The organism is Actinomadura sp. 7K507 (genome assembly GCF_004348425.1).
Classification (GTDB): Bacteria; Actinomycetota; Actinomycetes; order Streptosporangiales; family Streptosporangiaceae; genus Spirillospora.
On record NZ_SMKK01000083.1, the window covers coordinates 1 to 24,678 of the forward strand.

Here is a 24,678-nt window from a genome sequence, read left to right on the forward strand (position 1 = left end):
GGCCGGGCTTGGGTCGGGGGCCGCCCTGCCGAACCTGGGCGAGTTCGCGCTCCAGGCGGCGCTTCTCAGCGACCAGGGTGGTGAGCGACTCCTCGTGGTCGTCGCGGAGGTCCCGCAGGTCGCGGCGGGTGTGGATGCGGCGGACGGCGCCTGTGAAGGTGAGCGTCATCCCGGTGAAGAAGACGAGGGCCACGGCCGCGCCGGCGAGGAAGACCTGCCATTGCTCGCTCACGCCGGGGACGGCCTGACCGAAGACGACGAGGTCCGCGGCCGCGGTGTTGTGGAGGACGACGCCGGCACCGGCGGCGATACCGGCCGCGACCAGCAGAAAACCGAGGAACATCATGGGCAGATCTCCTCTGCAGTGACTCCGGAGTGGGGGCGGAGGATCACCACCATGCCAGACCGAAACTGGATCATGTCGTATTCGTCGGATAAATACAGGTCAGAGGGCATTCGTCCGAACCGATGCGCAAGGTTCCCTCTCGACAGCACCGGGTAATGAACGTTGCCGGGAGGGATGCGCCGAGACCCCGTGGAGGAACCAATGCCCGTGCAGGCCATCGTGTTCGACCTGGACGGCGTCCTGATCGACTCCGAACCCGTGTGGGAGGAGGTGCGGCGCGCCTACGTCGCGGACCGCGGCGGACGCTGGCTGCCCGACACCCAGGAACGCCTCATGGGCATGAGCACCGACGAGTGGGCGCGCTACCTCGCCACCGACCTCATCGACGGCGTCACGCCGGACCAGGTCGCCTACGAGGTGATCGACCAGATGCTCCAGCGGTACGCGTCCGGGCTGCCGCTGCTGCCGGGGGCCGAGACCGTCGTGCACCGGATGGCCGAGTACCGGCCGCTCGGCCTCGCCAGCTCGTCCCCGCGCGCCCTCATCGACGTCGTGCTCGGCAAGCTCGGGGTGGACGGCCTGTTCCGCGCCACCGTGTCCACCGAGGAGGTCGACCGCGGCAAGCCCGAACCGGACGGGTACCTCACCGTGGCCGCCCAGCTGGACGTTCCGGGCAGCGCCTGCGTCGCCATCGAGGATTCGAGCAACGGGCTCCGCTCGGCGCACGCCGCCGGGATGACGGTGATCGCCATCCCTCGTCCGGCGCATCCGCCCGCGTCCGACGCGCTGGACCTGGCCGCGCACGTCGCCGGCGGCCTGGACGAGGTGACCCCGGAGCTGGTGGAGGTTATCCACAGGTGAGGGTTCTCGGGGGCGGGCGTCGGCGGGCGCTCATAGTATGGGCCGATGGCTTCCCCCGAGATCCCGGAGACTCTCGACACCCTGCGGCGCGTGTTCGGGTACGACGCGTTCCGGGACGGCCAGCGGCAGATCATCGAGCACGTGGTGGCCGGCGGGGACGCCCTCGTCCTGATGCCGACCGGCGGCGGCAAGTCGCTGTGCTACCAGATCCCGGCCCTCGTCCGGAAGGGCACCGGGATCGTCATCTCGCCGCTCATCGCCCTCATGCAGGACCAGGTGGACGCGCTGCGGGCGCTCGGCGTCCAGGCGGGCTTCCTCAACTCCACCCAGGACTTCGACGAACGCCGCGTCGTCGAAGCGCAGTTCGTCGCCGGCGAACTCGACCTGCTCTACCTGGCGCCCGAACGGCTGAAGCTCGGCTCGACCGTCGAACTGCTCGACCGCGGCACGGTCTCGCTCTTCGCGATCGACGAGGCGCACTGCGTGTCGCAGTGGGGGCACGACTTCCGTCCCGACTACCTGATGCTGTCCGGCCTGCACGAACGCTGGCCCGACATCCCGCGCATCGCCCTCACCGCGACCGCCACCGAGGCGACCCGGGGCGAGATCGCTTCCCGCCTCCAGCTCGAGCGAGCCGAACACTTCGTCGCGAGCTTCGACCGACCCAACATCCAGTACCGGATCGAGCCGAAGACCGAGGCCAAGCGCCAACTCCTGGGCCTGCTCCAGACCGAGCACAAGGGCGACGCCGGCATCGTCTACTGCCTGTCCCGCAACTCGGTGGAGAAGCACGCCGCGTTCCTCACCGAGAACGGCATCGAGGCCCTCCCCTACCACGCCGGCCTGGACGCGCGGACGCGCGCAACGAACCAGGCGCGCTTCCTGCGCGAGGACGGCATGGTCATCGTCGCGACGATCGCGTTCGGCATGGGCATCGACAAACCCGACGTCCGCTTCGTCGCCCACCTGGACCTGCCCAAGTCCGTCGAGGGCTACTACCAGGAGACGGGACGCGCCGGGCGTGACGGCCTCCCGTCGACCGCCTGGCTCGCCTACGGCCTGCAAGACGTCGTCAACCTGCGCAAGATGATCGACGGCGGCGAGGGCGACGCCGCGTTCCGCCGCCGCCAGGCCATGCACCTCGACTCCATGCTCGCCCTCTGCGAGACGGTCGAGTGCCGCCGCGTCCAGCTCCTGAACTACTTCGGCCAGTCCGGCGAGCCGTGCGGCAACTGCGACACGTGCCTGACGCCGCCCGAGACGTGGGACGCGACCGTCCCCGCCCAGAAGGTCCTGTCGGTGATCGTCCGGCTCGACCGGGAACGCCGCCAGAAGTTCGGCGCCGGGCACATCATCGACATCCTGCTCGGCAAGAAGAACGCCAAGGTCATCCAGTTCGACCACGACTCCCTGAAGCCCTTCGGGGTCGGCACCGAACTACGCGAGACCGAATGGCGCGGCGTCGTCCGCCAACTCCTCGCCCAGGGCCTGATCGCCGTCGAGAGCAACCACGGCACGCTGCTCCAGACCGACGCGAGCGCCGGCGTCCTGCGCGGCGACCGCAAGGTCATGATGCGCCGCGAGCCGGAACGCCCCACCTCAAAGGCGGCGAAGGCCGCCAAGGAGCGCAAGGCCCCCGTGGACCTGCCCGGCGAGGCCATGCCGATCTTCGAACGCCTCCGCGCCTGGCGCGCCGCCACCGCCAAGGAACAGGGCGTCCCCGCCTACGTCATCTTCCACGACGCCACCCTCCGCGAGATCGCCACCGCCCTCCCCACGTCCCTCACCGAACTCGGCCACGTGAACGGCGTAGGCGAGAACAAACTCGCCAAATACGGAGACCAAGTCCTGGAAACCCTCACCTCAACCGACTAGCCCAGCCGCAGACCACCCCCCGCACGAGCTGCGCACCCCCACAGCCGGTCCCCGCCGACCCGGACCGTCCACTCAGGCTCGACGCCCCCGACACGCTGCTGACAACAGTGGACGAATCACGAATACGCCAGGTTTTCGCAAATCTTCTGGCCAATGTCCACGCCCATACACCTCCCAGAACCTCGGCGATCATTCACCTCAAACCAGGCATTATCGAAGTGACCGACGCTTCCACCGAACCGAGCACAGCACCACCGGCACGGGTCTCGACCTCCCGACCATCGCCGCCATAGCCGCAGCTCACGGCGGCTGTGCCGAGGTCTTCCCGGCACCGTCCCAGGGGCCGCCCGTCCGGATCCCCTCCCGCACTCCGTCAATTCCGTTCAAAACTGGGCCGATAGCGGGAAACATCCATAAACCGGGGCAGACTTACGGTCGAATTGCCACACCTAGGAGGCACCATGTCTCAGGTCGAGCAAGAATCCCGGACACAACCCACAGTCGCGGACCCCGTCCCTCTGGGCCTGGCGGCCCTGGCCGTGACCATGTTCCTCTTCTCCGCCAAGAACGCCGGCTGGACCAACGGCACCGACGCCTGGCTGGGCTACGCCCTCGCCTACGGCGGCCTCGTCCAACTGCTCGCGGGCATGTGGGAGTTCCGCAACAGGAACGTCTTCTGGGCCACGGCCTTCTCGTCCTTCGGAGGCTTCTGGCTCGGCCTCGGCCTCTACGTCGTACTGCTCGCCGGCGCCACGAACCCCGCACAGCAGGCCAACGACATCGGCTGGATCCTGCTCGCGTTCGCGATCTTCAACGCGTACATGCTGCTGTGGAGCACACAGATCAACCAAGCCGTCCTCGCCGTCTTCCTGACCCTGGAGGCCACGCTGATCATCCTGCTCATCGGCAACCTCGCCACCAGCGAGATCACCATCAAGATCGGCGGCTACCTGGGCGTCCTGACCGCCATCTGCGCCTGGTACGCGTCCGCCGCGGGGCTGGCCAACAGCATGCTCGGCCGGACGGTCCTGAACGTCGGCGAACCCGTCCTCAAACACCTCATCCCCGACACCAGGCCCCGCCAACACTGACCCCACACCCACCCAGGCCAATCCCAGCGCCCATCTCCGCGATGCACGCGCCCCCGGAAGACCTCCGGCCCCTCCCCGAAGCCCCCCAGAGATCACCCGCGTCCGGACGCTCCTACACAAGCCCACCTATACGGGCCCAGAGCTCATCCGGGCCCGTCTGCCACTTCCAAGATCGTCCGCCCCGGGAAGAGGCCTGGCAACCGTTCACCCGACGCGCGGGTCAGCATCGCACGGTGATGAGGAAGGCGGTCAGGTCCCGAGCCCCAAGTTATGCGGCGGCCGCGGACGGCGGGGCGTCCAGCCCCAGCAACGCCGCCGCGCAGCCGAGCAAAGCTGCCCGAAGCAGCGCCGCCGCTCCGGCGGTCGCGGCGGAGCCCAGGGAGGCGCACATCCAACGCGGGCGGCGTGCCCGCCTGCGCCACTCAACCCAAGCGATGGCCGCCGAGGCCGAGACCGCAGCCTGGGCAAGCTGCCAGAGCACCTCAGGATGATCAACCCGGCCAGAAGGTGTAGAGATCCGCCCAGCACTTGCCGCCCGCGACACGCCGATCACGCAAGCTCCAGAGCAACTCGGCGGACGCTACAGGCGACTTCCAGATCGTGCGTCGCAATCACCACGGTGCCGCCCTCGGCGGCGCTGCCGTCCAGGATCGACGCCCGCCGTCCACGGAACACCGGGCCGAGGCCGCGTTCCGGCTCGTCCAGCAGGAGCAGCCGACTCGGACAGCCCAGCCCCGTCGCCAGCGAAAACTAGGTCGACAGCGACAACGGCGCATGTCCGCATGGCCCGTGAGGTCGAACAGTTCCAGCGCCTCACCGATCTCTAGGCGGGTCGAACGGTACACGCCACGCCCCAACACTCCAGGTGCTCAACCCCAGGGTGTGGAGCAATGCTTGAGACCTGTGGATCTACGGGAAGGGGGTGTAGCTTCCCGCAGATCACGACTCATCTCAAGCATGACCGAGGCGCCAACGTCGGTCGGGAAGGCACACCCGATGCTCACCGTGGTTCCTGACCCGTCCGGCCGAGACCACGGCGGCGACGCTGGCGGACCTTCGTCGCTGATCGATGAGATCGTACGGGAGGGGGCCCGCCGGATACTCGCTGAAGCTCTGCAGGCCGAGGTCGAGGCCTACATCGCCCGGTTCGCCGAGGAGCGAAACGAGCGGGGCCGTCGCCCGGTCGTGCGGAACGGCTCGCACCAGCCGCGTGAGGTCCTGACCTCGGCGGGTGCGATCGAGGTGCGGGCGCCGCGGGTCAACGACAAGCGCGTCGACCCCGAGACCGGGGAGCGGCAGCGGTTCTCCTCGGCGATCCTGCCGCCGTGGTGCCGCAAGACCCCGAAGGTCAGCAAGGTGCTGCCGCTGGTCTACCTGCACGGCCTGCCGACGGGCGACTTCGTGCCCGCCCTCGGCCAGTTCCTCGGCAGTTCAGCCGGGTTGTCGGCGCCGGTCATCGCCAAGCCGACCGAGCAGCGGAAGGCCGAGCAGCGGACGTTCGCCGCCCGTGATCTCGCCGGGGTCGACCACGTCTACCTGTGGGCCGACGGGATCCACGTCAACATCCGGCTTGAGGAACACAAACTCTGCCTGCTCGTCATGATCGGAGTCCGTGCCGACGGCCGCAAGGAACTCATCGCGCCGGCCGACGGCTACCGGGAGTCGACCGAGTCATGGGCCGACTTGCTCCGCGACCGCAAGCGGCGCGGGAGGGGCGCCCCCGTGCTCGCGGCCGGCGACGGCGCACTGGGCTTCTGGAACGCGCTCGCGGAGGTGTTTCCGCAGGCCAAGACCCAAAGATGAACGTGCTCGGCGCGTTGCCGAGGTCGGCGCACCCCGGCGCGAAGAAGCAGCTAGCGGAGATACGGAACGCCCAGGACAGAACCCACGCCCTGCGCGCGGTGAAGGAGTTCGAGGCCGCCTACGGCATCAAGCATCCCAAGGACCTCGCCAAGATCAGCGATGACCTCGACGAACTGCTCTCGTTCTACGACCATCCCGCCGAGCACTGGCAGCATCTGCGGACCACGAACCCGATCGAGTCGACGTTCGCGACCGTCCGACACCGCACCAAGGTCACCAAGGGGCCCGGCTCCCGGACCGCCGGCCTGGCCATGGCGTTCAAGCTCATCGAGTCCGCCCAAGCCCGGTGGCGCGCCGTCAACGCACCCCATCTGGTCGCCCTCGTCCGTTCCGACGCGCAGTCCAAGGAAGGCAAGCTCGTCGAGCGGCCGGACGGGATCGCGGCATGACCAGCCCGCACATCGACCAAGAGCCCGACGAGCACCGCCGCTACCGCCGCTACCTCCAACTCCTGGAAGAAGTCACCGAAACCGACGAGACCCAACTGGTGACCACCGTCCTACGCGACCAGGACGCAACGATGGCCGAGGCGGCAGTCAACCACCACCTGGAACGCCGCGCAGCCCAACTGCTCACCGACCCGGCATTCACCACCTGGGCCCAGGCCCTGGCCACAGCGATCACAGACCGCCCCTTCCTCATCCGCCGTCTGCACGAGTGGACCCTGCTCAGAACGATCGCGCTGGACGAACCATGGACCGCCCAAGAGCTCACCACAGCTACCGACTGGCTCCAGCGCACGGCCGCGTCGTCACAGCTCATCACCTCACGCCACGCCCTCAGCCTGCTCGCTGAGCAGGGACGAACCCGCCGAGTTCGCACCACAGCAGACCGCCGACTGCATCAGCCAGACCAGCCACGTTGACCTGATCCACAGGTCTTGAGAATTCCTCAGGGGTGCGGTCACTGGCATCCACATGAGCTGCGGCACTCGGGCGCTTCGCTGATACTGGCTCAAGGGACGCCGTTGCGCGTCGTCTCCGAGATCCTCGGCACACGTCCATCGCGATCACCAAAGACGTCTATGGACATCTACCCGTCGACGACACGCGGGCGGCGGCTGAGGCGCTGAGCGGCGCCCTCTTCTGGCCTCGTGGCTCCCATGGCGCACACAAAAGCCCTCTCCCATCATCGGAAGAGGGCTTGAGCTGAGCGCACCCGAAGGGATTCGAACCCCTAACCTTCTGATCCGTAGTCAGATGCTCTATCCGTTGAGCTACGGGTGCCTGCCGGGTTTACTGTACCGGCTCCACAGACCCGATCGCGAATCGATTGGCCTGGACGCGGGAGGTCACTATGACGTCCGTCACAGCGCTCGCTGCGTTGAGCGTACGCCGCAAGAGTGATCGAGCCAGGAGCGACCCTGCAAGGTCGGTCTTCGTCCGCCCGTACTCACAGGGACCCCGCGACACCAGCATGCACGAACATCCGGCTGCGATGGGTGAGCTCCGGCAGCACGAACCCGCACCAGCCTGACGCCGCTGCCATACGGCGGCGCGAACGGCCTGGCTGAAGCCTGCCGTGCCCCGCCTCACGGATCGCGGCGGCTTGCTCTTTGCGGCACCAGGAGCGGACATCCGGCTGATTGTCTTCGCATAGCAGCGGCGTCACGGACTATGCTGCTTGGACCCACGGGCCAGACTTTGCCGGTAGACGAGCCGAACCGGTAGCCTGTCTGGGCCTGACGGCTACTGGAGGATTCGCCTAGTCCGGTCTATGGCGCCGCACTGCTAATGCGGTTTGGGTGCAAGCCCATCCGGGGTTCAAATCCCCGATCCTCCGCCTCTGACCAGCGCCTCCGCTGAGGACTACCATCCTCGGCGGGGGCGTTTTTGGTGTCTGGTGTGGCCATGGTGTGGCCATCGCGTCGGAGCGGCACCACGGCGGCCACCGCTTCGGCAGCGGCCTTGGCCACTTCGGGCAGGACGGAGGCGTAGGTATCGGCCGTGAACGATGACCGAGCGTCGCGCTGATCACCTTCAGTCGACCTTGCCGAGCAAGCTCAGCGTCGCCGCGCCGTGGCGAAGGTCGTGGAACCGGATCCGCGGTAGCTGGCCGCCGTCGATGGCGACCTTGGCCGCGCGCAGGCTGATCCGGTGCCGCCGAGCGATGCGCTCGATGGGCCTGTCCTCCCCGAAGTGCCTTACGGACGACGTCGTAGCGTTCGCTGAGGGCTTCGAAGCGCTGGGAGATCCACTCTCATGGCTCCCCTCTGTGTCAAGGGGCCGTGCTGAGGGTGGTCGTAGGGTGGGTGGTGGCGGGTCCGGGAAGTGACTTGTCCGAAGTGCCGGTATGGGGATGTGAGCCGGCCGCGCTGGATTCAGTAGTCGCTCCCCGGTGTCCTCCCGGGCCCGTCACCGCCTGGCCGAGGGCGTCGTCGAGCATGCGCCGGTAGACGATGTCGGACAGGCGGCGTTTGAGGGCCCGCATCGCTTCCATCGAGGTCTTGCCCGAGGCTGTCTTGCGGTCGAAGTAGGCGCGCCCTTCGGTGGGGTTGCGGAGCTGCACGGTGGCCATGATGTGCAGCACCCGGTTGATCTGCCGGTTGCCTGCCCGCGACAGCCGGTGCCGGACTTGGTCGCCGGAGGAGGCGTCGATGGGCGCGGTGCCGTTCCAGGAGGCGAAGTGCGCCCGGTCGGGGAACCGGGTGATGTCGCCGACCTCGACCAGCAGGCGGGCGGCGCCGGACGGGCCGGTGCCGTGCAGGTCCATCAGGGTGGTGCCGGTGGAGGCGACCAGTTCCTTGAGCTCCTTGTCGGCCTCTTTGGAACGCCGGTAGATGCGTTCCAGATCGCTGATCAGTTCCGCGGCGACCCTGCGTCGCGCCTTGCCCGCCGCGTCACGAGGCCGCACCTTGGCGAGCAGGGCCTTGGCCTGGGCGGCCGACAGACTCTTCTTGGCCCCGCCGGGGATGAGCTCCAGCAGTAGCTGGTGCAGCTGGGCGACCATCCGGGTGTGGTCATCGCCGAGGGACCGGCGGCGGTCCACCAGGATCCGCAGCAGCGCGAGCTGCTCGTCGTTGACCACGGGTCGAAGGCTGGCCATCCGGGTGCCGACCAGGGCGACCGAGTGCGCGTCGGTGGCGTCGGTCTTGCGGCCTTGCCCGGTGGCGAACACCCGTGCCCGTGCCGACAGCTTCGCCGGGACGTCCAGGACCTGTTCGCCATCGGCCAGCAGCCGGTTGGCGATGTGCCGGCCGATGCCGTTGCAGCCTTCGACGGCCCACACCCGGTCCGGCCACTGCCGGGCGTAGCGCAGCATCGCGGTGTAGCCGCGCGGTCGGTGCCGTAGCGTCCGCCGCCCAGGACGGTCTCGTCGGCGGCCATCACCTCGATCGTGGCGGAGCGCTTGTGCGGGTCCATGCCAAACACCACTGGGTCCATGCGCGTCCTCCGATGCTCGATCCATCACCTGGGTTGTCGAGCCGGGAGGGCACCGCTACTTCGAGCAGAGCAAACCCCTCTTGAGCCTCTCCCCGCCCTGGGCGACGCCCGGACCGCGCAGGCCAAAAGAGAGCCACACGACCAGCGTGGGCAGCCGATGTGAGAGCGACGGCCCGGGCGCCTGGACCGAGCCTGGCCGAGCACCGGTCCTGAGGCAATGAAACAAGTAGCCGACGAGCGAACGTTGACTGCACGACTTCATACGAACACATCGTGTCGGGTGACTCCTGCATTCAGATCATCCGCTTCGGTCCCGGAACGCGCCTGCCAGTGCTGCAACGATCCACTCGCGCCACTCGAGATCACCGTGGGCCGGCCCGACGCGCGTCCTCATACTCGGTGAGCGCGATGTACCTGCGAGTCTTCTGGCCGACCTGGCCGCCCGACAGTTCCTGGAGATATGTCCCGCGCGACCTCGTTCTGTTCAAACTACTTGGGACGCTTGAAGGCGGCGGGCCTGTGCGGTGGGGGCTGGCCACGGACTCTAACGGTCCACGCGATTACCTTTGCTGGTCAGTGCGCCATGGAGCCGGCCCGGTCGGGATCGTCAGCCATCACCTTGAACACCCCGAAACTCATTCGTTCTCGGGCACAGCATCGTCTCGGGCCCGGCCGGTCTGCGTTTTCTGCGCGAACGTCGGCCTGGCCCGGGAAGTCCCGCGGGATTGCTCCCGGCGGGCTGCCACTGGGCCCACTGCGGGCGGAGGGCGATGGTCCAATGGCGGAAGAGCCTTGATGAGTTCCGGGCGTTGGTTGGGACTGGTGCCACGTAGTGCGAGCCACACAAGTAGACAGTTACGCACTTCCCGAACCACGGGTGCCGTTGCCCGAGCGGTCAGGGCCAGTGTGACCAGTGCGAGGCTCAGGGTGCTGGATGCCATGCCGCACATGGGAGCATGGCGCGCAGCCGTAGGCCTAGCGGCTCGTGTCCACTGCGGGTGACCGGTTCCACTAGCAGTGGATCGGAAGGGCTCACAGGGAAACGCGGATACCTCTAACGTGGCTCGGGTGAATGAATGGCAGAGCCCCCATTGGAGGGGCACCCCCTGCACATCGGATGCGTGGCCGTTCTCCGACGACGCCACGTGTTCGAGGCCCGGCGTGCGATCGTCCAGCTGGTTAAGACCTTCGATAGCGGTATGAATCCGCCTGACATGGAAGTGTCCGATACGGATCACGCACTGCGGTACATCCGTGCCGCGAAAGACCTGGAAGCGATCATGGGCGTCATCCGGAAGGATCTTCTAGCCGAGGCGCGGGCACGCGGCCTGACATGGGAGGCCATTGGCCGCGCTATGGGGATCGGGACCACGGGGGCTCAGAGGGCCGGTCGAGGCGGGCTGTCGAAAGAGCGCCTGGAGCAGCTCAAGATCGAGGCCTTCGTGTCATGGCTGGGTTGCCAGGCCGCGACGCCCCACCAATCTCCCCCAGAAGTCGCCGAAGTTCTGGGCGGGGCCACGCCGTTGGAACGGCTCGCTTTTCTGGCCCTCAATGCGTCTGCTCCTGTTCGCGCTGCTGCACGCACCCGATGAACAGTCCACCGATGTTGCCCATTTCCACTGGTTCCTCGCACACGTGCGACGGGTCTGCAGCACTGTGATCCTCATTCTCGGGCGTCCCGATGTGGGCTCCGCGATACCGGCGCCTGATTAGCAGTGACAGGCGTTGGGGCACTGCTCCCGCCGCCAGCCCCGACCACGACGGCGGGGATGCGCCGCAAGCGCGAGAAACCGCACAGGCCCCCGCGACCGGGGCTCACTCACATGCCCGCTCATGCCGCCGACCGTGTGTTACGTATTCCGTCTGCTGCTTTGCGGCTGTAAGTACCGCTGGCTTGCGGCCGTTTCGTAGGACGTTCTGGGTCACTTTTGCTGGGGTCGCTTCGCTGGTTTGAGCATCCGCGAAGGTCAGGGCGGCCCTTATATGGCTATGCGTGGGTAGCCAGTCGAACCTGCCGACCGTCCTGCCGGAATGAGATCATGAGTCGGGTTGGTCCAGATCGTTGAGGACGAGGCCGAGTTGGGCCTGGCTAGCCAGAGTGTCGGGGTGGTAGACGCCAAGGACCCGGGTGCGGCTTTCCAGCACGGTTCGTCCCTCTTCCTCCGCTTCTTCCAGCCTCCCCAGTCGATGCAGTACGACGGAGAGCGTACTGCGGCTGGCGAGGGTGTCCGGGTGCTCGGGACCAAGGATTTGGAGGCGTCCGTTGAGCGCGGCTCGTCCTTCTTGCTCGGCCTCCTCCAGTTTGCCAAGTTCACTCAGTATTACGGCAAGGTTGCTGCGACTGGCCAGGGTGTAGGGGTGTTCGGCCCCGAGTACTCGGATGCGGCCGTTAAGTGCCGACTCCCCTTCTTGTCTGGCTTCCTCCAGCCGGCCCATTTCACCCAGCACTGTGGCGAGAATACAGCGGCTGGCTAGGGAGGAGCGGTGTTGGTCTCCTAGGACCCGGATGCGGCCGTTCAGCGCTCTCCGCCCTTCTTCCTCGGCTTCCTCAAGGCGCCCCAGATCGCGCAGGACGGTGACAAGGATGCTGCGGCTGGCAAGAGTGTGAGGATGTTCGGGCCCGAATACTCGGATGCGGCCGTTCAGCACGGCCCGCGCCTCTTGTTCGGCCTCTTCCAACCGCCCGAGTCGGCGCAGCAAGGCGGCGAGGTTGCTGTGTCGAGCAAGGGCATCGGGATGATCGGGCCTATGACGATCGTGTTCGGTGGCCTGGCGTAGGGCGTGTTCTGCTAGTTGGTAGCGCCCTTGGGAGTAGGCTGCACCCGCGATGCTCAGGCTGTCGGCTGGGCTCGCAAAAGCCAAAACAGTGATGAGAGTGCGTTCTGGAACGTAGTGTCCGGCGGGCGTACGCCGTTGGACGACGTCGATGAGGTAGTCAAAAACCTCGAAGGTGTCATTTCCGACGGGATGCAGCAGGGCATTACCCGAAGGACGTAGGTAAGTGGCCCATTCCCATGCTCGATCTTCGGGTTCGGGTCGAAGGCGTGCTCCCCCCCGCTCGCTGAGATAGCCGACGTGCAAGTCGCTGAGAAGAGCCCGGGGGAGCGGGCTGGTGTAACCAGCCCGGCGGCAGCCGATGGCGGCCGCGATCAGCGCGGCTCCGCGTGGATGAGTACCGCGCGCCCAGGCGTTCTCCCATTCTCTCAACAGTTCTGGGCCGCAGGCTAGATACTCGGCGAGCCCATAGTTGCCAGAGTGAACAAGAGCATCGTCTATTCGTGGATCTTCCTTGGCTATTTTTCGAGCTCTACCCCGCTCAGAGCTTGTGAAGTTTCGTTCAAGAAAAATGCGATCGGACTGATCGAGCACCGCTTGGGTGTCATATTGGAGTTGACGTCCTTCCTCTCCCGGAGCGGTCTCGGCGCCGGTAAGGCGACTCTCTTCCGCCGTGCGGAGAGTTGCCAGAATAATTCTGTGATGCTTGTTCCCGGCGAGCAGTTCCGTGACCGCCTTGCGGGTGAGTCCATCGGAACCCAGATAATGCTCCAGGTCGTTCAACCACAGTACGCATCGCCGGATCTTTGCAGCGACCTCAATGGCCACGGATAGTCCATCTCTGCCTTCGGGGGAGATAAATGTATGGTCCGGCAAGATCGCTCTCATGGCCTCGTAGGCGGCCCTTGTTTTGCCCGCTGTGGAATCACCGACCAGTAGCAGGAAGCCGGGGTGGTTCAGCACGTCTCGGAGTCGGAGGTCGATATCGCGTGGCACGTATACCGGTACCCGATCGCGGCTGAGTGGATCAGCGTCTTCTCTGGGTTCCCTCAACGGCGCGGGATGCACTCCGACCGCGATCGGGTCAGTGATCTCCTTGACTCGGGGAAGCCTCCCACCGGGAGTAAAGGTTCCCATGGCCAACTGCTTGGCCTGCTCGTCGCGATGTTGCGCCAGTGCTGTGAACCGCTCCCTGCCCACCCAGGCGAACAGTGCCGCGATGGGGCCGATCGTCGCTGCAGCAACTAATGCGCGCCAGTCCTTGACATTGGCGATGGTCAGTAGCGTGGGGGCCGCGACCAGTAACGCTCCGCTCACCGCTAACAGTCCGTACCAACCGGCTCGCCGTTGCCGCATACTCGCTCCCGCCAGTCGGGTCGACTGTTGCGTACGTTGATGGCTCGTTCCGGACTCCGGCTGGCCTGCTGGCCGCAACCGGGACACCGTCCAGGTGACACCCCTCTAGCTAGTATCCAGATAATTACGTTAGCGGCCGGTCCGCGGGATAAAGGGTTGATTGCCACACTCGGTCAGAAGACGGAGCGACTCTGTCGGGAATCTTGGGGATGTGTGATCACTTGCCCTGGCGCCACCACATCGGCCGGGGGAGTTCGCGTTGCTGGAGGTATTGCTGGAACGCGGTTGGCGGGCGGGGCCGGTAGGTGGAGGTTTCCGGGTCCTGTTCGCTGAGGCGTTGGATGTTGATCGCGATCGCGGTCAGGACATGCTGGAGGTGGACCTTGGCGGTTTGGTGGTAGCGGCAGCGGCGCATTCGGTGGCCGTTGACGATCTCGTTGACGGTGCCCTCGACGCCTGAGCGGGAGTGGTAGAGGCGCAGCCAGGCGGGATCGTGCTGGTCGGCGCGGTTCTTGGCCTGGATCTGGTGCAGATGCCGGGGCAGGAAGTTGATCGTTGGTGGTGAGGTTCCGCTGGTGCAGCGGGGCCGGTCGGGACACGGCGCGCAGTGATTCTTGTGGAAGCGGGCCACCAGGTAGGGGCCATCGCCGGGGCCTGCACCCGGTTGCCGGTGACCTTTCCGTTCGGGCAGGTCACGGTGCGGTGGTCGAAGTCGATGGCGAAGTCTTCGCGGGCGAAACCGGTCTGCTGTTTGCGGTGCCGGTTCGGGCCCCGGGCAGCCAGCGGCCCCACCAGTTCGGTGTTGTGCGCACGGGCGGCCTCATCGACGGCGACGGCCGAGGTGTAACCGCCGTCGACCAGGTGCTGAGCGGGCAGGAGCCGCCGGTGGGCGAGCCGCTGGTGGATGCCGGGCAGGGCCTTGATGTCACCTGCCGAGACCACGGTGGCCACATCTGTGATCACGTTGGTGCCCTCGTCGTCGCAGGTCTCGGTGACGTGGGCGAGGTAGCCGGTCCACTTGGTGTCGTTGCGGCTGACGTAGCGGGCATCGGTGTCGTAGGGCGATTGGATCCGGCGCCCCGCCGGTGGCAGGCCGGCCTTCTCATCGCGGGGGCGCAGCCGGTCGCCGGCATCGGTGTAGAACTGCTGCACCAGGACCTGCCGCAACACCCGTACCTGCCTGCCCGTCCGGCACCAGGGGGCCTGCGCACCAACGGCGGTCAGCAGGGCGTGACCGTCGAGGCCGGCCTGGGTGAGCCGGGACACCGGGCGACTGGGCTGGCTGCACATCCGCACCTGCCGCCCGTAGCGCTCGCCCCATTCGGCTGTGACCAGCCCGTCCAGCACCTCCGGGGCGGTGCGGGCCACCTCCTCCACCGCGGCCCGCACCGTCTCCAAGACCAGCTCCAGGCGAGTCAGCACCCGCGCGGCGCTCAGGATGCGGGTGGAATCGGTGCGCTGCCGTCCACGCTCACGCACCAGCCCCGCCGCCTTCAGCCGCTCCAACGCCAGGTTCAGCAGGGCATCGGCGCGGCCTTCGTGCGCGAGCCGGCCACGGAAGTCGCCCAGCACACTGTGATGAAAGCCGGGGTCCTCCAGCTCCAGGCCGAGCGCGTACTTGAAGTCGATCCGGCAGCGGACCGCCTCGGCCGCCTGCCGGTCGGACAGATTGTGCAGGAACTGCAGGACACTGACGGTGGCCAGCTGCGCAGGGGAGATGCCCGCGCGCCCGTCACGCGGATACCAGGCGGCGAAATCCTCATCGCTCCACAGTCCGTCGAGGCGTTCACGGACCCACATCGCGGTGGTCCCCCTCGGATTGCTGGCGCGCGCCACCCGCGCGGTCAGCTCTGGGATCTCGACACCAGACCGGGCACGAACCGACACGTGTGACCACCTCGGGGGACATGGGCGACGTCATGAACCCGCGGTAGTTTGTCGATCACTCATCGACCATCCCCCGAGACGCGCCGACGAGCCCCAAGATTCCCGACAGAGTCGCTCACTCCGCAGAAGAGGATCAGGAGGGCGGGGATCGAGTTGCAGGCCAGCACGATCGCGAGGCCGCCGGGACCGTATCCAAGGCCCATCACACCCCAGGCGAGAGCCATCTGGCCGAAACCGGCACCTGCGCTGGAAACGAGGCGGGCGATGAACAGTGGGGAAGCTTCCGGGTCTCGGAAAAGAGCCAGGGGCGAGAGGGCTTTGAACACGCTCGCACCTTAGAGTGCGGCACGTTCGACACCACTGGCCCTTTTCTGGATCTTGCCAGATGCTGGCGAAATTCTTGCAGTCCGGTCAGACTTTGCCATCAAGCAAGTTGCTGCACAGGAATTGTGAGATCTCCTCATAGGCGCGGAGTTCGTTGTTCCGGTTGGTGAATCCGTGCCCTTCGTCCTCGAAGACCTCGTAACGAACGTCGACACCTCGGGCGCGCAGACGGGTGACCAGCTGGTCGGACTCGGCTCGGGGGACACGCGGATCGCGGGCGCCTTGTAGGACGAACAGGGGCGCGGTGATGGCGTCGGCGTAGGTGATGGGTGAGCGTTGCGTGAGGGCCTCGGCGTCGAGGTCCGGGTCGCCGAGGACGGTGGAGACGAAGTGCTTCCAGGTCGGCGGGCACTCTCGGGCGAGAGTCACCAGGTTCGAAGGGCCGCACAAGGACACACCGGCAGCCCACGGGTAGGGAAGCCGAGCCAGGCAGGACAACGCAGCAAAGCCGCCATAGGAGCCGCCCATGACAGCGATGCGATCACCGTCGAGGTCTGGGATGGATTGCAGGTAGCGAGCGGCATGGTCAAGGTCGTCCAGGTCGAAGCCGCCCCAGTTGCGGTAGATGAGCTTCTGGTGCGTCGCTCCGTAACCGGTCGACCCGGCGATGTTGGGCGCGAAGATGGCGATGCCCTGGTCAAGCAGATGCTGATAGAGGCCGGAACGTGGGTAGGCGGGACGCTCCTGGGCCTCGGGACCACCATGGATCGACAGCAGCACCGGATGCGGCCCCGGCCCGTGCGGCCGGTAGAGCAGAGCATGAACACGACGTCCGGCAGAGGCGGGGTAGACGACGGGCTCCGGCTCGACGGGCTCGATGACGTGCAGCGCGGGTGGGCGGACATCGGTGAGGTACCGGAATCCGTCCGCCGGGTCCAGGACGGCGATCTCGCTCGGGCGGATGGCAGTGTCGATCAGGGCGACGGCGGGGTCGGCACCGGGCGCCAGTGCGAGTGCCTTGACAACCCCCGGCGGAATGTCGGGCAGGGACAGGACGGCGTCACCATCCAGTGCGTGGAGTGTGGAGCGCCCATCTACATTGACCGACCACAAGATCGTGTCATCGACGGCTTCGATGCCCTCAACGTCCCAGTCGTGCTGGGCGAACGGTTCGAGGGAGCCATCGGACAGCCGGTAGCGAGCGGCGACCGTGAACTCTCCCCACAGGTCAGTGAGCAGGAAGAAGCCGGAAGAGTCGGCCATCCAGGGACCGGGCTCGAAAAGTCCGTCTCCGTACGCCGCTGTGAGACATTCTGGCTCGGTGTCGAGGTCATGCAGGTCGATCAAGTAGGTCGCGATCTGTGTGTTGGACCGGAACCCAGCGGTCAGCAGCCAACGTCCGTCCGGCGAGACCCTTGCCGGCTCAAAAACCACTCCAGGCGGTGGCGTAACGCGGCGTTCCGACTCACCGGCCAGGTCACGGACGAGGACATCCTGGACGGTCGCGTCACGGTCATTGGCCGCATAGACCAGGTGCCGCCCCTCGGTGTCGAACGGCACGGTCGCCAATATTCGCTGGCAGTCAGGGCCGGAGCTGATTTCGGTAGGACTCTCGTCGTCCAGCCCGATCCGGTAGATGCGGTACTGCTCATCGCCATCACGGTCAGCGGTGAAGACCAGGCTCTTGCCGTCCGGCACCCACGCGATCTGCCGGACGGCTTGATCTGTGAGCCTGGTCAGCTGACGAGGCTCACCACCCGCGACCTGGATCGTCCACAGGTCGAAGTGTCCGCTAGCGTTGCTGGAGTAGGCCACCGTGCCGGCGTCCGGGGATAGAGCCAAGGTGGGCTGGAAACCTTGCTGGGGAACAAAGTCGCGGTACTCAGGCACGGGGCTGCCTCTCGGGGTTGGGTTACTTGATCCAGCCGCGTCGGACCGCGGCGACTCCAGCGGCGAAGTGGTGATCGAAACCGAGCTTGTCCCGGATGGTCGCCGAGTGACGACGCACCGTGGAAAGGCTCACGCCAGCTCGTTTGGCGATGCTCGCGTCGCTCAGTCCCTCGATGAGCATGCTCAGAATCTGCTGCTGCAGCGGATTCAGCGGGCTTTCGCGGCTGGCAGCACCGAAAGGAATCGCGCGCTCCCACAACAACTCGAAGTACTCGCGCAGCGCAGCGACGATGACCGACGACCGGATCAGCAACGCCCCCGACATTCCGGTCGGGATCAGCGGCAGCATGGCGATCACCTCGTCGGCGAGCTTCATCTTCATGCCGATCCTGGGCAGCAGCCGGGCCTCTTCGCCGGCCTCCACAGCGATCTCGATGGTCTTGACGCCGACGGGATGCTCAGCGCAACTCGTCTCGTAGAGGGCACGGCACCTGACGTGGCCTTCGAAGGACGGCGGAGGCGGAACCGCGGTCAACTCGTCCATCGGCCGCTCGATGGACCCGTTGTCCATCGTGATCCAGTCATGCCGCGCGGCACCGATCAGCGCCCGGGACACGTTGCCGATCTCCTCCCGGTCGGTGATGATCCGCACCAGCCGGTCGTTCGACTCGTCCACCGCCGGGCTCGCCCAAGGATGCGTCTCGGCCATCCGCCGCTGCCCTGCCAGCAGACGCTCCTGGTCGACGACCAACTGACGCGTCAGGTCGGCCAGCGTGCCCTGCAATGCCATGTCCGGCGGGACGGGCACCAGCCGCGGCGACAGCGTCGGCCCCGACGACTGGACGTGCGCCATCCCCGCATGGATCACCGCCTCAACCTGCTCGGCACCACCGAGCACCTCGGACGCCTCCGCGTGCAGACACCCGTCCTGCGCCAGCAGCTGTGCGTACGCCGACAGCAGTTCGTTAGAGACGACATCCTTCTACAGCCGCTTCGCCGTCTGCTCGGCGTCGATACCCACTGCACCACCTCCAGGCACAGAGAGTAGCGATGCCGGGCGGCAGAGTTACATGACCTCGCGGGTGAGTGTTTCGCGCCAATGAGCAAAAGTCACCACCGACCACACCACCCACCGTGATCCACGGCACCACAGCAGATCCGATGCTCCAAACCACGAGGCAGCGGCCCCAGAGTTGATCACTTGTCGCCATCATGGGTTTCGGTCACCCGGCTGACCTGCAGATTCCCGGTTTCATCGTGGTCAGTGAACTACGACCGACCGGGAGCCACGATGACGAGCATCTCCGTACCGACCTGCAACCGCTGCGACCAGCCCGGTAGGGCAAACACTGACGCAAAACCCCTCGCCCACGCCTTCGGAGGACCGGAGGGAGCCGGGCTCATTGGGCCAGGCGCAGACGGGCTCCTTCGGGCCACATTCACCGAAGCGCTCACTCACGCCACCAGCGCTACGCAGGTCATCACGACGAAGCCCGATCTCGACCGACTGTTCGTCGGCGCCTTCGACGAACCGTTGATCGATAGCTTCGGCCCACACCTGCATGCGGCGGAAACCCTCGAAGACGCCATCGAGCACATCGAACTGCAGGACCGCATCTCCACCACAATCAATACCAACGACGACCCACCTGTTGAGAGCCCGAGCTTCACCTGGTTCGCAACTCCCGGGCTGGACGCCGACGTCGTCCACGAGACCTTGCAACGCTGGCACGGCGCCAACCTCATCGCCATCATGTCCGGCGCATGGCCCTACGGCCCAACGCACTTCATCGACACTGACGGCCCCCGGCCCCTCCCCGTCCACAACGTGCAGCTGCTCCCCCACGACCAGGCAGTCACCAAGCTCCGTACTCTCAGTTCGCAACGCTGAAGTCCAGCAGGTACGACGCGGACCAGGACTCCGGAAGCGTTCCGCGCGGCCTGGACGACAGCGCGCCGCCGTCGCCACGTTGCGAACCCTCGCAGGGGCGATGAGGACCCGACGGTAAAGATGCAGGTCAACCATGTGGCCAGAGGTCATCCGGTGATGGTTTCTGCAGCGAGCCGTCGGTCGTGTAGCTGGCCCCGGTGTGTCGCTGAAATCTTCTTGATCGAATTGGGACCCTGCAGAGGATCGGGCTACAAGACGTCGGTCGGGGCCGGCTCGGCGGCGCCCCATGCGTGGCGTATGGGGGTTGTGCCTGGTGGGAAGGTGTAGACGATGACGTTGTCGTAGCTGAGGTCCAGAAGGGTTTCGACCTCCGCTTGGAAGCGGCGTAGTTGGGCGGTACTGACCTGGCCCTCGAAGACGCTCCGCTGTACGTGATGCAGATACTTGCGGCAGGTCCGCAGGATGCGGGGATTTCGTTCGACTGCGGTGTCGTAGACGACGATGACGTGCACGGAGCCTCCCTCACCACCAGATCCGAAAGGGCTTGTACGGGGCGCCTTCCAGGCATCGTCGTGTCAACGCGAGTGCGTCGAGGTAGAGGAGTTCGTCATAGGCGACGGAGCGGCCGAGCGCGCGGTGGACGACGGTGATGGCGAGTTCGTCGCGGACGGCCTGAACGACGAGTTTGCGCCCGCCGTCGCTCAGCATGGCTTGGTTGGCTTCGCTGTCGAAGTGGTGCTGCTTGAGCTGGTTTCGTGTGGCCATCCGCAGGAGAAGACGTTCAGCGAACAGCGGTTTGAACATCTCCGATAGGTCGAGGGCCAGGGAGTGGCGCTGGCGTTCCATACTGCTGTGCAGGAAGGCGATACCGGTATGGAGCGGCGTCAGTCGTAAGGCGGTCAGTGTGCGGGCGTAGACGATGCCGTTGACGTAACTGATGAAGGCGTTCCCAGCGTTCTTTGGTGGGCGGCGGCTGCGACCGCCAAGTTGAAGCCAGTCAGGAAGTTTGGTGTCAAGGACGTCCCAGGCGGATCGGCGAAAGGTGCCCTCGATTCCCATGAGTTGAGCGGAACTTTCCGCAGATTCCAGATTTTTATGCAAGACGTTGTATGGGCGCGCGAGCAGCTTTCGGTCGATGACACGACGGACGTTGAAGGCAGCGGAGTCCACGATGCTGCGGGCAACTTGGAGTGCTGCTTCGGGGTTCTCGGCCAGCCGAGCCTGGGCCAGTACCGTCTCTCCGGACGTGCTTGTGTCGGAAGTGAGGAGTGATCCTGCATAGTCACCGTAATAGCCGAGAAGATGAACGTTTATGCGGTGGCGGTTTAGTAACGCAACGACGGAGGTGTTGATGTCGGTTTCAGCACAGGCGACTATGTCACGGACGTCGGTGACGGGGATATGAATTTTGCCTGCGGATTCGCGTTCGATGACGAGTGATTCGTCTTTGCGGCGGATGCGGCAGGGGCTGGTGAGCCAGTAGGTGCGTGCGGCGGCGGGCATGTCATTCCGTCCAGCAGTAGTCGGTGAAGCTGCATCCTCGGCAAGCGGAACGTGCGAGCCGGTCGGGAGAGACAGAGGCTGCGACGATAGCGAGGACATCTTGGATGTCGGTTTGGGCTTGGCGAGCAGCATCGGTTGTGTAGGGGTGGCGATGGGTCCGGCGAGTCTTGGGGTAGTGCAGGATCGCGCCTTTTGCGTCGATGCCGATCTCTTCGAGGCGAAAGCAATAGTGGCGACCCTGGGCTTCGTCTGCGGGAGTCGGCCTCGTTGAAGACTTCACTTCGTGGACCCAATGCTGGCCGTCGACGAAGTCGAGTTTTGCAGCACCCAAGTCGATAGGAGTGCTTCGAGTGTACGACGTTTCGTGTACGGCTTCACCGAACTGCACGAGGCTACTCATGTGCTCCGGACGAACTCCACGAAGGTACAGCCACAGTTGGCGGTGACAATGGTAAAGATATTTGACATGGACGCCGCCTACATCGTCGGCATCGATCATATTATCTCACCAGCTTGATAGATCTGTTGCGTGCCACGGTGGATGGCCTGCAATCCAAGGCGCGGGTCATATTCGGCATTGATGATGCGGACTTTCAGTAGTTTGTCGTAAGTACCGAGCCCGGCACCCCATGCTGGCAGGGGGGTGAGGTACTGATCGGCGTACAAGCGTCCGGTCGTCTTGCTGGTTCCCCGCTCTAGGGCGACTTTATATTGGTCACGGTCCTCCGCGAGTATCGCTTCGATTCCGTCGAACTGATCATCGAATTCTTTAGCAAGGCAGGAGCGGTCGTCAAAGGGTAGGGAGAATTCCAGGAAGGCGCGTTCGAATTGCTGTCGGTGTTCGTTGACTCTTTGTGCCCATTTGCAGCCCCACGGGCTGGTGTAGATCTCGTCAAGCCATCCGGTGACGACTTGTTCGTTGATGGTCTGCCCATCGTGGCGGGTGAGGATGTCCCAGCCGTGCCGTGTGGGTTCGGCCTCGTAGACACCGTCGGCCCACAGGTCGTCCCCGCCGCCGCGCCGACGCTTGTACGCGGGTTGGTGAACGGTGACCGGAGCGGGGGCGAGGACGCCCAATCTGTTGACTCTGCCGAAGCGCTGGACGAGGGCTTCTAGATCCGCCGCTGAGGTATGGCAAGCGTCGAGATCCAGGTCGAGGGAGACTTCGAGCGCTTGGGTTCCGACCAGCAGGCCCGGCAGACGGGGTCCGCCGCTGGCGAAGCGTTCTTGGAGGGCGACTTCTATCGCGGTCCGGTCCATACGGCGGTACCGCGCGTGCAGTAGATGCGCGGAGTCTTCGCCGTGGAGTTCGACGCAGTAGGGCTGCAGGGTCTCGAAAAGTGTGATCGCGTCGCGGACGTTGTTGGCGATGACCAGGACGGACTGGCCGTCGGCCAGTCGTTCGCGTATCTCGTTGAGGGAGGCATCTTCGGTGAGATGGGCTTGGCTGATGTGGATCCGGTGGCGGATCGGCGCCTGGCTCTCCGGCGGTGGCTCGACCAGGGAAGTTTGTCCGCCGAGTGTCTCGTTCACCAGGTCCGCCAAGGCAGTGGGGAGGGTTGCCGAGAGTACGGCGGTGCGTCCGCCGAGGCCGCGCCAGAAGCTGATGATCGCGAGAATCATGCCGAGTCGGCGAGCGTCGTAGGCGTGCAGTTCGTCCAGGATGAAGACCGAGTTGGCGCTGTCGGTCAGGATGCTGGAATGCACGGGACCAGCGAGGGCTCCGCGAAGGAGCTGGTACGGGGTGCCGACGCGCAACAGTTCTCGGAAGTTCTTGGTTGCCTCCGCACGGGAATGCGCCTTTGACGCGGCGTCGACGGTGTCCGTGTCGTCGCCGGGGCAGCCATCGGCGAGGGACTGTGCGAGATGATACGAGGCCGCCTTGGAGTGTGCGACACCGATCCGATCGGGTGCGTTCAGTTCTTGGCTGAGACGGCCGGTCATCGCGTTGATGCTGGCCAGGTAGGGCAGCAAATAGAAGACGCGTGGAGTGCCGTTGCTGCGGACGGAGAGGTCGTCCATTTGAGCTTCCGCCCAGAGGAGGACGGCTTCGGTTTTGCCGCTCCCGGTCCATGACCGGAGCAGGAGGTTTCCGGTGGTCTCTGCGGCTTGGCGTTGTTGCGGCCGGAGCGTGTGGCCTTGTGAGGCGAGTCGTTCCGCCAGCCGGGCGGGATAGGTTCCGTCCAGCGGGTGTCTGGTGTCCAGTGGGGAGTGCGCGGAGGAGAGGTGATCAGCCATGGTGACGGCGCCGAGCAGCAGGACGGCGGTTCTCCCGCTGTCGTCGTCGGGCGGGAGTGACCATTCCCAACGGTCCATGACGTCCTGGAACAGCCGATGGGCAGCGTCTGTCAGTTGCCGGATGTCTGCGGGGGGTACACGCTCGGTGAGCGGTAACCGATGCCGTTGGCCGGTGGCGTGCAACCATCCCATGAGGTCGGTGAGGTGTTCTTGGTCGGCAGGAGTGAACCTGTCGGCGAAGTCTTCAGGCTGGTCGTCGCCATATTGCGTGAGCAGGGGCAGCTTGGGTGGCGGTTCAGGGCCAGACGTGAACGAGCGGTGATGTCCCGCGACCGCAGCAGCGACCCATCCGCGCTGGTCGTCGGGCAGGTCCGCCAGCAGCAGATGAACGAATCCGAGGGAAAGCACTTCGTGTCGTTCGCCCCAAGGGGCCGGCTTTTCGGCGGTGTTGCCGATCATTCGCTGGAAGCCGTCCGGCAGTTTTCCCGTGTCGTGCAGGAGCGCAGCAAGCGCTGCCCAGGTCCAGAAGCCGCTCGGCGTGCCGGGAATGTCACCGATCCGTGCACGGATCAGACGGACCGCTTCCAGGGTGTTGAGCAGGTGGCTGGTTAGTAGTTCACCGGGTATCCCCGGCTTGGTGGAGCTTTTCGCGCGCAGCTTCTTCACGGCTGGCTCCGAGTTCAGGTGACGGTGGCCAAGAGGTTCGGATGGACGGGCGGGAGGAACGCGATGGCCTGCCCGTGCTCGGTGGCCAGGCCGGTATCGATTTCGGTGCGAGTACCGGACGAGGCGTAGCGGTAGCTGTCCCATTTGAAGCGCGCGCGGTCATCAGAGATGACGGTCGTCAGACGCATCGCCGTACCGACCGCCTCTGATAGGTCGAACGGGACAACAGCCCACCCCTGACTGCCACGGGAGGTCGTCAACTCGACGGCGCGGACGGTGGTGGAGACCAGGTCCTGGCTACGGCCGAGCCGCAATGGCCAGACCGGACGGCGGAACGCCCGGGACCATAGGTCGATGTCTTCAGTGAGCCATACCGTCAGCGTCACGTGGGCCAGGAACTCGCGGTCCTTGATAGTGGCGTTGGTCGGGGTGCCAGGGCCGGCTAGAGGGTGGTACGTCTCAAGATCGTTGCCTTTGCCAGCGGCGCGGAAAGTCATGGCGAAGCGCGTGTGCTCGGGAACCTTGTCCCAGCCTCCTGCTGCGGCGGCCAGCAGTCCGCCGACGGTGGACGGCGGTGGACATGGAAGTCCAACCTGCAACCCGTCGTAGAGAGGATTCCGGAAACTGACCACCGGGGCGGTGACGATCAGTTCCAAAGCCTGGGGCATGGTGTGCTCCTCAGCGACGGGCGGCGCGGTGCGAACGGCGAACCCTCGAAGGGCCGATCAA

18 protein-coding genes, 2 tRNA genes and 1 pseudogene are annotated in these 24,678 nt (G+C 65.8%); 8 read left to right on the forward strand and 13 right to left on the reverse strand.

The annotated features are described in order from the left end of the window. The coding region (locus E1285_RS19955; RefSeq protein WP_132154227.1) for a hypothetical protein at positions 1-346 on the reverse strand (346 nt) is incomplete at its 3' end. Positions 347-547: 201 nt separating this feature from the next. Between E1285_RS19955 and E1285_RS19960 the strand changes: the two genes are divergently transcribed. From E1285_RS19960 to E1285_RS19980, 5 genes and pseudogenes are all read left to right on the forward strand, one after another. Beyond that, positions 548-1,207: an HAD family phosphatase gene (locus tag E1285_RS19960; protein WP_132154229.1), complete on the forward strand. Its 660-nt coding sequence runs from the start codon at positions 548-550 to the stop codon at positions 1,205-1,207. 45 nt (positions 1,208-1,252) lie between these two features. Beyond that, positions 1,253-3,082, forward strand: a complete 1,830-nt coding sequence (gene recQ / locus E1285_RS19965; RefSeq protein WP_132154231.1) for a DNA helicase RecQ — start codon at positions 1,253-1,255, stop codon at positions 3,080-3,082. A 461-nt stretch (positions 3,083-3,543) separates the two neighbouring features. Then, positions 3,544-4,173 carry a GPR1/FUN34/YaaH family transporter gene (locus tag E1285_RS19970; protein WP_132154233.1) on the forward strand — a complete coding sequence of 210 codons (630 nt, stop codon included), beginning with the start codon at positions 3,544-3,546 and terminating at the stop codon, positions 4,171-4,173. A 996-nt stretch (positions 4,174-5,169) separates the two neighbouring features. Beyond that, positions 5,170-6,425 (forward strand): annotated as a pseudogene (locus tag E1285_RS19975) (IS256 family transposase). After that, positions 6,422-6,901, forward strand: coding sequence for a hypothetical protein (locus E1285_RS19980; RefSeq protein WP_132154235.1), 480 nt, complete (start codon positions 6,422-6,424; stop codon positions 6,899-6,901). Before E1285_RS19975 ends, E1285_RS19980 begins: the two are co-directional and overlap by 4 nt. 288 nt (positions 6,902-7,189) lie before the next feature. Here the strand turns inward: E1285_RS19980 and E1285_RS19990 are convergent. Further along, positions 7,190-7,262: transfer RNA gene (locus E1285_RS19990), tRNA-Arg, on the reverse strand. Positions 7,263-7,729: 467 nt separating this feature from the next. Here E1285_RS19990 and E1285_RS19995 point away from each other — a divergent pair. Further along, a tRNA-Ser gene (locus tag E1285_RS19995) sits at positions 7,730-7,818 on the forward strand. Between the two features lie 435 nt (positions 7,819-8,253). On the opposite strand, the gene E1285_RS20000 is transcribed toward E1285_RS19995, so the two are convergent. After that, positions 8,254-9,444: an IS110 family transposase gene (locus tag E1285_RS20000; protein ID WP_207946685.1), complete on the reverse strand. Its 1,191-nt coding sequence runs from the start codon at positions 9,442-9,444 to the stop codon at positions 8,254-8,256. Positions 9,445-10,564: 1,120 nt separating this feature from the next. On the opposite strand from E1285_RS20000, the gene E1285_RS20005 reads away from it, so the two are divergent. After that, positions 10,565-11,011, forward strand: a complete 447-nt coding sequence (locus tag E1285_RS20005) for a hypothetical protein (protein WP_132154239.1) — start codon at positions 10,565-10,567, stop codon at positions 11,009-11,011. 445 nt (positions 11,012-11,456) lie between these two features. On the opposite strand, the gene E1285_RS20010 is transcribed toward E1285_RS20005, so the two are convergent. The 5 genes from E1285_RS20010 to E1285_RS20030 form a co-directional block, all read right to left on the reverse strand. Beyond that, entirely contained in the window at positions 11,457-13,511 is a 2,055-nt protein-coding gene (locus E1285_RS20010; protein WP_165966677.1) for a tetratricopeptide repeat protein, read from the reverse strand. 399 nt (positions 13,512-13,910) lie between these two features. Then, entirely contained in the window at positions 13,911-15,437 is a 1,527-nt protein-coding gene (locus E1285_RS20015; RefSeq protein ID WP_207946686.1) for a transposase, read from the reverse strand. Positions 15,438-15,496: 59 nt separating this feature from the next. Continuing rightward, entirely contained in the window at positions 15,497-15,763 is a 267-nt protein-coding gene (locus E1285_RS20020; RefSeq protein WP_132154243.1) for a hypothetical protein, read from the reverse strand. 85 nt (positions 15,764-15,848) lie between these two features. Then, on the reverse strand, positions 15,849-17,651 hold the full coding sequence (locus E1285_RS20025) for a S9 family peptidase (protein ID WP_132154245.1): 1,803 nt from the start codon (positions 17,649-17,651) through the stop codon (positions 15,849-15,851). Between the two features lie 22 nt (positions 17,652-17,673). Further along, positions 17,674-18,549: a LuxR C-terminal-related transcriptional regulator gene (locus E1285_RS20030; RefSeq protein WP_132154247.1), complete on the reverse strand. Its 876-nt coding sequence runs from the start codon at positions 18,547-18,549 to the stop codon at positions 17,674-17,676. A gap of 393 nt (positions 18,550-18,942) precedes the next feature. Here E1285_RS20030 and E1285_RS20035 point away from each other — a divergent pair, with 393 nt between their 5' ends. Then, the gene (locus E1285_RS20035; RefSeq protein ID WP_132154249.1) at positions 18,943-19,542 is read left to right on the forward strand and encodes a hypothetical protein; all 600 of its coding nucleotides are present in this window, start codon (positions 18,943-18,945) and stop codon (positions 19,540-19,542) included. Positions 19,543-19,790: 248 nt separating this feature from the next. Here the strand turns inward: E1285_RS20035 and cas2 are convergent, their stop codons facing one another. Genes cas2 through E1285_RS20060 form a run of 5 tightly spaced genes read right to left on the reverse strand, consistent with a single transcriptional unit; the run spans position 19,791 to position 24,617 of the window. Beyond that, positions 19,791-20,054: a CRISPR-associated endonuclease Cas2 gene (gene cas2 / locus E1285_RS20040; protein ID WP_132154251.1), complete on the reverse strand. Its 264-nt coding sequence runs from the start codon at positions 20,052-20,054 to the stop codon at positions 19,791-19,793. 10 nt (positions 20,055-20,064) lie between these two features. Beyond that, on the reverse strand, positions 20,065-21,045 hold the full coding sequence (gene cas1 / locus E1285_RS20045) for a CRISPR-associated endonuclease Cas1 (RefSeq protein ID WP_132154253.1): 981 nt from the start codon (positions 21,043-21,045) through the stop codon (positions 20,065-20,067). A gap of 1 nt (position 21,046) precedes the next feature. Continuing rightward, entirely contained in the window at positions 21,047-21,544 is a 498-nt protein-coding gene (locus tag E1285_RS20050) for a CRISPR-associated protein Cas4 (RefSeq protein ID WP_132154255.1), read from the reverse strand. Next, positions 21,541-23,949, reverse strand: a complete 2,409-nt coding sequence (gene cas3 / locus E1285_RS20055) for a CRISPR-associated helicase Cas3' (RefSeq protein ID WP_165966678.1) — start codon at positions 23,947-23,949, stop codon at positions 21,541-21,543. The genes E1285_RS20050 and cas3 overlap by 4 nt, the downstream gene beginning before the upstream one ends. A 14-nt stretch (positions 23,950-23,963) precedes the next feature. Then, the gene (locus E1285_RS20060; RefSeq protein ID WP_132154259.1) at positions 23,964-24,617 is read right to left on the reverse strand and encodes a CRISPR-associated protein Cas5; all 654 of its coding nucleotides are present in this window, start codon (positions 24,615-24,617) and stop codon (positions 23,964-23,966) included. Between the last annotated feature and the right edge of the window lie 61 nt (positions 24,618-24,678).